Here is a 12249-nt window from a genome sequence, read left to right as displayed (position 1 = left end):
CCTGACCAGCGGCCGTCCGGCCGCCGTGGAACGCGCAGGTGGGAGCGGCCCTATCCCGGGTAGACCGGCGCCGTCCCGGCCTTCAGCACGGACTGCCACGCGGCCCCGGAGGGCAGCCGCACGATGCCGTCGTCGGAGTGCGCGAGGAGCGGCAGGTCCGTGTCGGACGCCGCGATCTCGCTCACCCGCGTCAGCCCCGGCAGCGCCTGCCCGGTCGGTGTCGAGCCGTCGCACTGCACGTACCGGATCTGCTGCAGCCCACCGGACTCCCGGCCGACCACCACGAGCCGACTGCCGCCCGCCCACGACATGGCGGTGACCTCTTCCATCTCCGGCGCGGCCGGGCGCAGACCGGCCACCGAGATCTCGACGTCGCCACCGGTCACGCCGTGGTCCCGCTCGACCCGGCCGATCCGGAGCTGCGTCGTGCCGTTCTCGTCGACGAGCAGGGCGATGCGCGCGCCGTCGCCGGACATCTTCACCGCCTCGATCTCGGCGTCGTCACCGAGCCCGGCGACCGGGACCTCCTGCATCCGGTCGGCCATGCCCTGTCCGAACACGAGCAGGCGCCGGTTCTTCGGATCACGGTCGGCCACCCACAGGTCGCCCTGCGCGTCCCAACTGGGCGTCGTGAAACCGTCCTTCTCCGCCTTGGCGGCGCTGTGGACGAGCGCGTCCCCGAGCGAGGCGTTGGTGACCATGGACGCCACGTACAGCGAACGCCCGTCGCCCGACACCCCGGCCACCCGCTCCTGGTCCCGGGAGACCGCGATGGACCGCATCGGCCGCTCGCCCTCGCCCATCGGCCCCGCCACCTGCTCGGGCTTGTGGGAGCCCTCGGTGCCCGGCATCCGCACGACGCGGCCCTTGTCGTCCAGGAAGTACTGGTACTCGGTCGCCTGGGAGTACCGCGGCGCCACCAGCGCGTAGGCCGCGCTCTTCTCCAGGGTGCACATCAAACGGCCGTCGGAGCGCTCCAGTTCGACCTCTTCCACGCTCGACGACGCGAGGTCACGCAGCGAGTAGAGGATCTGGGCCGCCATCTCCTTGCACCGTGCCGCACCGATCGCGTCCGCGCTCTTGTCCAGCGGCACCGTCAGCTTGTTCGCGTCGTCGGGAGTCAGCGACTTCGTCCCGTCCCGCAGCGCAGCCTTCGTCGGGAACGACGTCGTCACCACACGGTTCAGCCAGCGAGTGGGCCCCGCGAGCACTTCCTTGACGGTCTCCGTCAGCGGGTCCGCCCACTTCCGTACGAAGACGGGGTCGGCGACGAGCCGCCTCTGGCTGCCTCCGTCACCGGACTTCGACGCCGAATCCACCGCGTAGTAGTACTTGTTGACGGACTGGTAGATCCGCTGGAAGTCGCTCTCGCCCAGAACCACGCCCGCGGGCGGGGTGTCGATCCGCCACTGCTTCGGCTTGCCCTTGGCGGTGGCGACCAGGCTCAGATGCAGTTGTCCCTCGTAGCCGCGGTCGTCCGGCTGGTACGCCTGCTGGTCGTCGAGGCTGGCGACCCGGGTCCCGGTCAGCTCGAAGAGACGCCCTTCCTCCCTCGCGTTCGCCCGGTCCAGCGGACGCGGCCTGGGACCGTCCGCGAGCACGACGGTCTCCCGCTCGGGGTGCCAGTCCTTCGCCGCCTTGGCCGTCAGATACTTGCGGGCCATCGCGTACGAGGGATCGTCGCTGGTCAGCGCCTCGAGGAAGCCCTCGACGATGGTCTTGGCCCCCGCGTTGTCCCGCGGCGGCAGCGCGAAGACGCGGACCGGGGAGTCCGGCCGCTGCGACGCCTCCACCGACTGCAGCCCGCCACTGTCCGGCATCGACGCACACCCGGCGAGGACGATGACGCCGCATCCGGCCAGCGCACCGCCCCGCACCCTGCGCCGCCGACGCGACGCCCGCTGCTCATCCACGACCGCCGTCGCTCCCCTCGTCCCGCTCCGCCGGTCCACCGCGGCGGCCGCCGACGGCGGTGTCTCCCCGCCAGGGTGTGCCGGGCCCGGGCTCGGGCCCGCCGGCCTCCACCGGACCCACGTCACCGACCGTCCCGGCCTCGCCGGTCCTGTGTGTGTCATCGCCCGGCTGGCGCGGCACGCTCAACGCCCCGCCAGCCGCGCCCGTACCCCGCGCGACCACGCGCGCGCCACTGCCCGGAAGCGCCGTGGGATCGGCGGGCACCGCGGCCTGCCGCATCCGCGGCGCCATCGCGGCCTGCGCCGACTGGGACGGCGCCTGGGCGGGCACCGTCGCGAGCTTCCTGTCCTGCGCGCCGCCGTCGCCCTGGCCCCGGCCGCGCCGGGAGTCCTCCGGCTCCAGCGGTATCGGCGACCCGCGCAACGGCTCGTCCGCCGTCCGCGGCAGCGTCAGCCGGAACTGCGAACCGCCGCCCGGCTCGCCCCACGCCTGCAGCCAGCCGCCGTGCAGCCGCGCGTCCTCCAGGGCGATCGAAAGGCCGAGACCGGTACCACCTGTCGTCCGCGCGCGGGCCGGATCGGCCCGCCAGAAACGGCTGAACACCCGCGTCGCCTCGCCCGGCTTGAGCCCGACCCCGTAATCGCGCACCGCGACGGCGACGGCGCCACCGGCGGCGGCCAGCCGCACGACGACGTCCCTGCCCTCGCCGTGCTCCACGGCGTTCACCACGAGATTGCGCAGGACGCGCTCGACCCGCCGGGCGTCCGCCTCGGCGACCACCGGCTGATCGTCACCGACGATCCGCACCTGTGTGCCCTTGCGCTCCGCGAGCGGCTCGGCGCCGCTGACGACCCGCCGCACGACCTCGCGCAGGTCGACCGGCTCGGCCTCCAGCGCGGCGGCCCCGGCGTCGAACCGGCTGATCTCCAGCAGGTCCGCGAGCAGCGACTCGAACCGGTCCAGCTGATCGGCGAGCAGCTCCGCCGACCGCGCGGTCACCGGATCGAAGTCGACCCGCGCCTCATGGATGACGTCCGCCGCCATCCGTACGGTCGTCAGCGGGGTCCGCAGCTCATGGCTGACGTCGGACACGAACCGCCGCTGCATCCGGGACAGATCCTCCAGCTGCTGGATCTTCAGATGCAGGTTCTGCGCCATCTTGTTGAAGGCTTCACCTAGGCGCGCGATGTCGTCCTCGCCGGTGACCTTCATACGTTCCTGAAGGCGGCCCGCGGAGAGCCGCTCGGCCACTCCGGCCGCCATCCGCACGGGCGTCACGACCTGCCGCACGACGAGCCAGGCGATGGCCCCGAGCAGCACGACCACGAACAGCCCCGCCGTCGCGAGCGTCCCCTTCACCAGGCCCAGGGACTTCTCCTCCTGGGTGAGCGGGAAGAGGTAGTACAGCTGGTACGCCTTGCCCCACGGGTCGTTGAGGCGCTTGCCGATGACCAGGCCCGGCTGCGAGTCCTGGCCCTCCTTGTCGATGATCCGCGTGTACTCCTGGGAGGCGCCGGTCATCCGGTCGACCCGCTCCCGCAGCTCCTCGGGCACGCTGCGCACCGGCTCCACGTTGCCCGACCCGCGCGGGGCCCGGCCGTTGCCGCTGTCGGCGTCGCTGGAGCTGAGCGTGACGACGTCGAAGGCGCCCTTGCCGCCGCTGGAGAGCTGGGTGACGAGGTCGCTCTTCCACTGATTGGCGTCCACGGTGGTGCGGCCGTCCTCGGCCCCGCCGTCCTGCGCCCTCGTGGTGGTGGAGTCCGCCTTGTCCTTGGCGGCCCGGAAGCCGCCCTCGGCCTGGCTCTGCGAGGCCTTCACCTTGGCGTCCAGCAGGCCGTTGCTCACGGACCCGATGACGACGATGCCGAGCAGCAGCACGACACCCAGCGACATCACCAGGGTGGTGACGACGACCTTCAGCTGGATGTTGCGCCGCCACAGCCGCATCGCGGGCAGCAGCGGCCGCCGCACCCAGCGCGTGAACAGCCGGAGAACCGGACTGCCCTTCATTCCGCCCTGGAGCAGCAGACCGCCGTCGAACATCCGGCGTGCCCAGGGGACCCGCCCGGCCGCCGGCTGTCCCACAGGCCGCTCCGTGCGGGTTCCCGGCTTCCCGGGCGCCGAAGCGGCACTGTTCCGGGACATGTCAGCTCGGCCCTGCCTTGTAACCGACACCGCGGACGGTCACCACGATCTCGGGCCGCTCGGGATCCTTCTCGACCTTCGACCGCAGTCGCTGCACATGCACATTGACCAGGCGCGTGTCCGCCGCGTGCCGGTAGCCCCACACCTGCTCGAGCAGCACCTCGCGGGTGAACACCTGCCACGGCTTGCGGGCCAGGGCCACCAGCAGATCGAACTCCAGCGGCGTCAGCGCGATCGACTGCCCGTCCCGCTTGACCGAGTGCCCGGCCACGTCGATGACCAGGTCACCGATGGCCAGCTGCTCGGGCGCGGGCTCCTCCGACCTCCGCAGCCGCGCCCGGATACGGGCCACGAGCTCCTTCGGCTTGAACGGCTTCACGATGTAGTCGTCGGCGCCCGACTCGAGCCCCACCACCACATCGACGGTGTCGCTCTTCGCCGTGAGCATCACGATCGGCACCCCGGACTCCGCCCGGATCAGGCGGCACACCTCGATGCCGTCCCGGCCGGGCAGCATGAGGTCGAGGAGAACCAGATCAGGCTTGGTCTCCCGGAAAGCGGCCAGCGCCTTGTCGCCGTCAGCTACGAACGACGGCTCAAAACCTTCACCACGCAGCACAATGCCGAGCATCTCGGCCAGTGCGGTGTCGTCGTCGACGACAAGGACTCGTCCCTTCATGGACCACATCATCCCATTAGCTCATCGTTACCTGGCGTGACCTGGAACACAGCTCACTCAGGCCCTCACCTGTCACAGGCGCCAGAGCGCCCCACTCCGTGACGATCGCCGTCACCAAATCCGGCGGTGTCACGTCGAACGCAGGGTTGTACGCCTGCGTTCCCAACGGTGCCACCGGAATCCCGCCACCCGCCTCCACTCCCGCCAACGGCACCTGCGGCGCCGTGAGCTCCGTCACTTCATGCCCGGGCCGCTGCTCCACCTCGATGGACGCACCGTCGGGAGTCGCCAGGTCCACCGTCGTCACCGGCGCCACCACGATGAACGGCACATGGTGATAACGCGCCAGAACCGCGAGCGGATAGCTCCCCACCTTGTTGGCCACCGAACCGTCGGCTGCGATCCGGTCCGCGCCGATCAGCACGGCGTCCACCTCACCGGCGGCGAACAGCGATCCCGCCGCGTTGTCGGTCAGCAGCGTGTACGCCATCCCGCTCCGCGCGGCCTCGTACGCCGTCAGCCGCGCCCCCTGCAACAGGGGCCGGGTCTCGTCCACCCACAGCCGGCGCAGCCGCCCGGCACGGTGCGCGGCGCGCGCCACCGCGAACGCCGTGCCCTCACCACCGGAGACCAGCGCCCCGGTGTTGCAGTGCGTCAGGATCCGGTGGTTCCCGCCGGGCAGCAGCTCGTCGAGCAGCCGTATCCCGTGCTCCGCCATCCTGGTGCTCGCCGCGGCGTCCTCCTGGTGCAGCGCCCGCGCGGCGGCGAGCGCGGCAGCGGCGGCCCGCTCCCGGACGGCCTCGGCGTCCGCTCCGGCCCCGCTCTCCAGCGCCGACCGGTACGCCGCCTCGGCCCTGCGGACCCCGTACGCCAGATTGACCGCGGTGGGCCGTGCGCTCGCCAGGGCGTCCACGGCCTGCCGCACGTCGAATCCACGAGCGGCGGCGAGCGCCACACCGTAGGCCCCCGCGATGCCGAGCAGCGGAGCTCCGCGCACGGCCAGGGACCGGATCGCCTGCACCAGCGCCTGCGGATCCGTGCACACCAGCTCGACTTCTTCTGCCGGAAGGCGCGTCTGGTCGAGCAACACCAGAACGGGCCCCTCCGCCGGTTCCTCCCAGCGGATCGCCTGTACGTCGTTGGTCTTGGGCCGTATGTCCTCGCTGAGCTGTATGTCCTCGCTGGATTGCGCGTACTGATCAGCCATCCGCCCAGTCTGCCCTCACCTGCCCCGACAATTGAAGGTGTCAAGGCACTACGGGGCCAGGTCACGCCGAACCCACCCCATGGCACGATGGCAGCCAACCTGCCGCCGCGCCCGCGGACGGGCACCTTGAAGGAGCGACGATGAACGACACTCCGGGCTGGGCCTCGCCCGGATCTGCCCCCTCCGACGGCCCCGACGACAAGGGCCAGGAGAGCACGGGCCAGAACGGTGACGCCCAGGGCGCCGCTCCACAGGACGCCGCGGGCCAGGGCCCCCAGTGGTCCAAGGAGCAGCCGCCGCCCGCGCAGTGGTCGGCTCCCTCCGGCTCCCCCGGCACCTCCGGGCCCGCCGGCCCCGGTCAGGCCCCGCCACCGCCCCCGCCGGCCCCCGGCCAGGGCTGGGGCGGCCAGGGCGGCTGGGGCCAGGGCCCCGGCGGTCCCGGTCACGGCGGCTGGGGTGCTCCGCCGCAGGGCGGCGGCCAAGGCGGCTGGGGCCAGGGCCCCGGCGGCTGGGGCGGCCCGCCCGCCGCGGCCAAGCCCGGTGTCATCCCGCTGCGCCCGCTGGGCGTCGGGGAGATCCTCGACGGCGCGGTCTCGACGATGCGCACGTACTGGCGCACCGTCCTCGGCATCTCGCTGACCGTCGCCGTGGTCACGGAGCTTCTGGTGGTCCTCCTCCAGGGCTTCTTCCTCAACGACGCGTCGACCACCGCCGCGCTCGACGACCCGGACGCCACGCCCCGCGAGATCCTCAACGCCCTGGGCGGGCTGTTCATCGGCACCGGTGTCGTCCTCGTGGTCACGCTGCTCGGCACGATCATCGCCACGGCCCTGCTCACGACCGTCACCAGCCGCGCGGTCCTCGGCACCTCCGTCACCACCGGCGAGGCCTGGCGCGACGCCCGGCCGCAGGTCCTCAGGCTGCTCGGCCTGACGCTGCTGCTGCCGCTGATCGCCGCGGCGACCGTCTTCGTAGGCACCGTCCCCGGCATCCTCGTCGCGATCCTCGGCTCGTCCGAGGGAGGCACCGTCCTCGCGGTCATCGGCGGCATCGCGGGCTTCGTCGTCGCGGTCTGGCTGATGGTCCGCTTCTCGCTGTCCTCGCCCGCGCTGATGCTGGAAAAGCAGACGGTCCGCAAGGCGATGAGCCGGTCCGGCAAGCTGGTCCGCGGCTCCTGGTGGCGGGTCTTCGGCATTCAGATCCTGGCGACGCTCATCACCAACATCGTCTCCTCGATCATCCTCATCCCCTTCACGTTCATCGCCGCAGCGGTCAGCGGAGGCGGCGTCGGCCTCCTCGACAGCACCGGCGACTCGGGCTGGGCCTTCCTGATCATCAGCGGCCTCGGCTCGGTGATCGGCTCCACGCTCACCTTCCCGATCACCGCGGGCGTGACCGTGCTGCTCTACATCGACCAGCGCATCCGCCGCGAGGCCCTCGACCTCGAACTCGCCCGCGCCGCGGGCCTTCAGGGCTACGGGACCGCCCCCGGCGCCACCCCGGGGGGCTGATGCGGTGAGCGCGCCCGGGGGAGTGCTCATGGCGGCGGCCTGGCTGACGCGCGCCGGCGGCGACGAGCCGCCGGTGACGATCTCGCGCGATCCGGCGCGGAGAGCGGCCGAGCACGAGCTGTCCAAGCCCGCGTACCACCAGAACGATCCGAGCTGGTTCATGCGGGCGCTGAACAAGTTCTGGGAGTGGATCGACAAGCTGCTGTCCGCCGCGTCCGGCGCCACCCCGGGCGGCGCCGTCGGCCTGATCGTGATCGTGCTGGCGATCGTCGCCGTCGCGGCCGCGCTGTGGTGGCGGCTCGGCACCCCGCGCCGCTCCCCCACCTCCACGGCCCGGCTCTTCGACGACCGCCCGCGCAGCGCCGCCGAACACCGGGCGGCCGCCGAGGCACACGCCGCCCAGGGCCACTGGAACCAGGCCGTCCAGGAGCGGATGCGAGCCCTGGTCCGCTCACTGGAGGAACGCGCCCTGCTCGACCCCCGCCCCGGCCGCACCGCCGACGAGGCGGCCGGCGAGGCCGCCCGCGCCCTGCCGCAGCACACCGACCGGCTCCGCGCGGCGGCCCGCGACTTCGACGACGTCACATACGGCGGCCGCTCCGCGACCTCGGAGATGTACCAGCGCCTGACCGCCCTGGACACCGAGGCGGAACACACCACCCCCTCCCTCGCCGCCCCGGGGGCCGCACGATGACCGACCCCACCACCCCGGACTTCTCCAAGCCCGACCGGTCCGCCACCGGCACGTCCACGGCCACCCTCACCGGCACGCCGCCACCACTCCCACCGCCGGAGCCGTCCCCCGAGGACACCTCGACCACCCCCACGGTCCGCCAGGTGTGGACCCGCACGCGAGGCATCGCCCTCGCCCTGGTCCTCCTCCTGGCCGCCGCCGTGGCCACCGCGGCCGTCCGCTCGGGCGAGAAGCACGGCGAACTCGACCCGCGCTCCGCCGACCAGTACGGCAGCCGCGCCGTCGCCGCACTCCTCGACGAGCGCGGCGTCGACACCCGCGTCGTCACCACGGCCGCCGAGGCCCGGGCCGCGACCGGAGCGGACACCACCCTCCTCGTCGCCGTCCCCGACCTGCTCACGGCCCACCAGCAGAGCCGGCTCCAGGCCGCCACCGCCGAATCCGGCGGCCGTACGGTCCTCGTCGCCCCCAGCGCCGCGTCGGTCGGCAAGCTGGCCCCCGGGGTCTCCGCGGACCCCGGAACCAGCACCGAGACGACCCTCACCCCCGACTGCTCCCTGCCGACGGCCCGCACCGCGGGCACGGCCGACACGGGCGGCCAGCGCTACAACACGGCGTCGGAGGAAGCCGACTCCTGCTATCCGAGCGACGGCATCCCCACCCTGCTCCGCCTGCCCACGGCGACCGGCGACGGCGACACGGTGATCATCGGCGCCCCCGACATCCTGCTCAACGACCGCCTCGACGAGCAGGGCAACGCCTCGCTCGCTCTCCAACTCCTCGGTACCCGTCCCCATCTGGTCTGGTACCTCCCCTCCCTCTCCGACGAATCCGCGGCCTCCGGTGCGCAGAACGACCGCAGCTTCTTCGACCTGATCCCCAAGGGCTGGCTCTGGGGCACGCTCCAGCTCTTCGTCGCGGCAGCCCTCGCCGCCCTCTGGCGCGCACGCCGTCTGGGCCGACTGGTCCCAGAACGTCTCCCCGTCGCGATCCGCGCCTCCGAGACCGCCGAAGGCCGCGCCCGCCTCTACCGCAAGGCCAACGCCCGCGACCGCGCGGCGAACGCCCTGCGTATCTCCACCCGCACCAAGCTCGCCCCCCTCATCGGCATCCCCGTCTCCCAGGCCCACACGCCCGAGACCTTCCTGCCGGCCCTGGCCCGCCAACTCCCCACGCCCGGCCAGGACCTGCACGCTCTCCTCTTCGGTCCGCCCCCCACGACCGACGCGGCACTCATCGCCCTCGCCGACCACCTCGACGCCCTCGAAAGAGAGGTACGGAATTCATGATGGACCCGACCACTGACAACGCCGGGCCCACACCCGATCCCCGCAGCTCACGGGCGTCCCTCGAAGCCCTGCGCACCGAGATCGGCAAGGCCGTGGTCGGCCAGGACCCCACCGTCACGGGCCTGGTCGTGGCCCTTCTGTGCCGCGGTCACGTCCTCCTCGAAGGCGTCCCCGGCGTGGCCAAGACCCTCCTCGTCCGCGCCCTGGCCGCGTCCCTCGAACTCGACACGAAGCGCGTCCAGTTCACCCCCGACCTGATGCCCAGCGACATCACGGGCTCCCTGGTCTACGACACCCACACCTCGCGCTTCTCCTTCCAGCCGGGCCCGGCGTTCACGAACCTCCTCCTCGCGGACGAGATCAACCGCACGCCGCCGAAGACCCAGTCCTCCCTCCTGGAGGCCATGGAAGAGCGCCAGATCACGGTGGACGGCGCCCCGCGCCCCCTCCCCGACCCGTTCATGGTGATCGCCACCCAGAACCCGGTCGAGTACGAGGGCACGTACCCGCTCCCGGAGGCCCAACTGGACCGCTTCCTGCTCAAGTTGAACGTTCCTCTTCCGACCCGCCAGGACGAGATCGACGTCCTCACCCGCCACGCGTCCGGCTTCAACCCGCGCGACCTCGCCTCGGCCGGCCTCCGCCCGGTAGCTACGGCCGCCGACCTGGAGACGGCCCGCGCCGCGGTGGCCAAGACGTCGATCTCCCCCGAGGTCACCGCGTACGTCGTCGACATCTGCCGGGCGACGCGCGAATCCCCGTCCCTCACGCTCGGCGTCTCGCCGCGAGGAGCGACGGCGCTGCTCTCCACGGCCCGCGCCTGGGCGTGGCTGACCGGCCGCGACTACGTCACCCCCGACGACGTCAAAGCCCTCGCCCTGCCCACGCTCCGCCACCGCGTCCAGCTGCGCCCGGAGGCGGAGATGGAAGGCGTCACCACGGACTCGGTGATCAACGCGATCCTCACCCACGTCCCCGTCCCCCGCTAGAGACCGGACGACATGGCCCTCACCGGACGCACGGCCCTGCTCGCAGCCGTCGGCTCCCTCCCCATCGGGATCTGGGAGCCGAGCTGGACAGGCATCCTGGCCGTCAACACCCCCCTGGCCCTGGCCTGCGCCTGCGACTTCGCGCTGGCCGCCCCCGTACGCTCTTTGCGTCTCACGCGCGCGGGCGACACGTCCGTACGTCTCGGGGACCCGGCCGATGTCACGCTGACGGTCACCAATCCCGGCCGCCGCCCGCTGCGCGCGCAGATCCGCGACGCCTGGCCGCCCAGCACCTGGCGCAGGGGCATGGAGCACGACGCGTCCCGCCACCGGGTGACGATCCCGCCGGGCGAGCGCCGTCGCCTCACCACCCGCCTCCTGCCCACCCGCAGGGGCGACCGCAGGGCGGACCGCGTCACGGTCCGCTCGTACGGCCCGCTGGGCCTCTTCACCCGCCAGGGCACGCACGACGTCCCCTGGACGGTCCGCGTCCTGCCGCCGTTCCACAGCCGCAAGCACCTCCCCTCCAAACTGGCCCGCCTCCGCGAACTCGACGGCCGCACCAGCGTGCTGACCAGGGGCGAGGGCACCGAGTTCGACAGCCTGCGCGAGTACGTCCCCGGTGACGACACCCGTTCCATCGACTGGCGCGCGACAGCCCGTCAGTCCGCTGTCGCCGTACGCACCTGGCGCCCCGAACGCGACCGCCACATCCTGCTGGTCCTGGACACGGGCCGGACGTCCGCCGGCCGGGTCGGCGACGCCCCGCGCCTGGACGCCTCGATGGACGCCGCGCTCCTCCTGGGCGCCCTGGCCTCCCGCGCCGGCGACCGCGTCGACCTGCTCGCCTACGACCGCCGCGTCCGCGCCCTGGTCCAGGGCCGCACGGCGGGCGATGTCCTCCCGGCCCTGGTCAACGCCATGGCGCCCCTGGAACCCGAGCTGATCGAAACAGACGCCCGCGGCCTCACGGCAACGGCCCTCCACACGGCGCCCCGCCGCTCCCTCATCGTTCTTCTTACGTCGCTGGAGGCAGCCCCGGTCGAGGAGGGCCTGCTCCCCGTCCTCACCCGCCTCACCAAGCGCCACACCGTGGTGGTTGCCTCGGTCGCCGACCCGGCGATCGCGACAATGGCGGCGGCCCGCGGCACCACGGACGCGATCTACGACGCGGCATCGGCGGCCCAGGCCACAGCAGAACGCCTCCGCACCGCGGAAAAACTCACCCGCCACGGCGTCACGGTCGTCGACGCAACACCTGCAGAACTGGCCCCGGCCCTGGCGGACGCCTACTTGTCCCTGAAAGCGGCCGGCCGCCTCTGATCACCCCTCCGCAGCCTCACTTCATTTCACAGAAGACAAGGCTGCGGAATTAGTTACCCCGTAAACGCAGAAAGCCCCCGCGCCAATGGCACGGGGGCTTTCTCAAAATTAGTTCGGCGGCGTCCTACTCTCCCACAGGGTCCCCCCTGCAGTACCATCGGCGCTGTAAGGCTTAGCTTCCGGGTTCGGAATGTAACCGGGCGTTTCCCTCACGCTATGACCACCGAAACCCTTTCAGACATCCCGCAAAAGGGACGTAAGAACAGGGCGGCGAACTAGCACACTCTTCAATTGATAAGTGAAACTGTTCAGCCAGCACAACTGTTCGTTGTCTGGGAACAACACAGTGGACGCGAGCAACTGAGGACAAGCCCTCGGCCTATTAGTACCGGTCACCTCCACACCTCACGGTGCTTCCAGATCCGGCCTATCAACCCAGTCGTCTACTGGGAGCCTTAACCCCTCATGGGGGTGGGAATACTCATCTCGAAGCAGGCT

9 protein-coding genes and 2 rRNA genes are annotated in these 12249 nt (G+C 72.1%); 5 read left to right on the top strand and 6 right to left on the bottom strand.

Annotated elements, in window-relative coordinates; translation table 11 throughout:
* Positions 1-50 precede the first annotated feature (50 nt).
* The 4 genes from K377_RS37200 to mtnA all read right to left on the bottom strand — a co-directional run bounded on the left by K377_RS37200 (position 51) and on the right by mtnA (position 5945).
* Positions 51-1820 carry an LpqB family beta-propeller domain-containing protein gene (locus tag K377_RS37200; protein WP_111668141.1) on the bottom strand — a complete coding sequence of 590 codons (1770 nt, stop codon included), beginning with the start codon at positions 1818-1820 and terminating at the stop codon, positions 51-53.
* 85 nt (positions 1821-1905) lie between these two features.
* Positions 1906-4059 (bottom strand): MtrAB system histidine kinase MtrB, encoded by a 2154-nt coding sequence (gene mtrB / locus K377_RS37195; RefSeq protein WP_237551568.1) that lies wholly within the window; start codon positions 4057-4059, stop codon positions 1906-1908.
* A 1-nt stretch (position 4060) separates the two neighbouring features.
* Positions 4061-4750 carry a two-component system response regulator MtrA gene (gene mtrA, locus K377_RS37190; protein WP_199836122.1) on the bottom strand — a complete coding sequence of 230 codons (690 nt, stop codon included), beginning with the start codon at positions 4748-4750 and terminating at the stop codon, positions 4061-4063.
* Positions 4751-4754: 4 nt separating this feature from the next.
* A complete protein-coding gene (gene mtnA, locus K377_RS37185) occupies positions 4755-5945 on the bottom strand; it encodes an S-methyl-5-thioribose-1-phosphate isomerase (protein ID WP_111668073.1) in 1191 nt (396 codons plus the stop codon).
* Positions 5946-6085: 140 nt separating this feature from the next.
* On the opposite strand from mtnA, the gene K377_RS37180 reads away from it, so the two are divergent.
* Genes K377_RS37180 through K377_RS37160 form a run of 5 tightly spaced genes read left to right on the top strand, consistent with a single transcriptional unit; the run spans position 6086 to position 11751 of the window.
* Positions 6086-7456, top strand: coding sequence for a glycerophosphoryl diester phosphodiesterase membrane domain-containing protein (locus tag K377_RS37180; RefSeq protein ID WP_111668072.1), 1371 nt, complete (start codon positions 6086-6088; stop codon positions 7454-7456).
* Positions 7457-7460: 4 nt separating this feature from the next.
* Positions 7461-8150 (top strand): DUF4129 domain-containing protein, encoded by a 690-nt coding sequence (locus K377_RS37175; RefSeq protein ID WP_375605993.1) that lies wholly within the window; start codon positions 7461-7463, stop codon positions 8148-8150.
* Positions 8147-9439, top strand: a complete 1293-nt coding sequence (locus K377_RS37170) for a DUF4350 domain-containing protein (RefSeq protein WP_111668070.1) — start codon at positions 8147-8149, stop codon at positions 9437-9439. The genes K377_RS37175 and K377_RS37170 overlap by 4 nt, the downstream gene beginning before the upstream one ends.
* Positions 9439-10428: a MoxR family ATPase gene (locus K377_RS37165; protein ID WP_111668069.1), complete on the top strand. Its 990-nt coding sequence runs from the start codon at positions 9439-9441 to the stop codon at positions 10426-10428. Before K377_RS37170 ends, K377_RS37165 begins: the two co-directional genes overlap by 1 nt.
* Positions 10429-10440: 12 nt before the next feature.
* On the top strand, positions 10441-11751 hold the full coding sequence (locus K377_RS37160) for a DUF58 domain-containing protein (RefSeq protein ID WP_111668068.1): 1311 nt from the start codon (positions 10441-10443) through the stop codon (positions 11749-11751).
* Between the two features lie 111 nt (positions 11752-11862).
* Here K377_RS37160 and rrf read toward each other — a convergent pair.
* Together rrf and K377_RS37150 are read right to left on the bottom strand one after the other, a co-directional pair.
* Positions 11863-11979: ribosomal RNA gene (rrf, locus tag K377_RS37155) — 5S ribosomal RNA — on the bottom strand.
* A 134-nt stretch (positions 11980-12113) separates the two neighbouring features.
* Positions 12114-12249: ribosomal RNA gene (locus K377_RS37150) — 23S ribosomal RNA — on the bottom strand; the annotation flags it as partial.

It is taken from the genome of Streptomyces sp. PsTaAH-137 (assembly GCF_003259365.1).
Lineage (GTDB): Bacteria > Actinomycetota > Actinomycetes > Streptomycetales > Streptomycetaceae > Streptomyces.
This window is presented reverse-complemented; position numbering and strand designations above follow the sequence as displayed.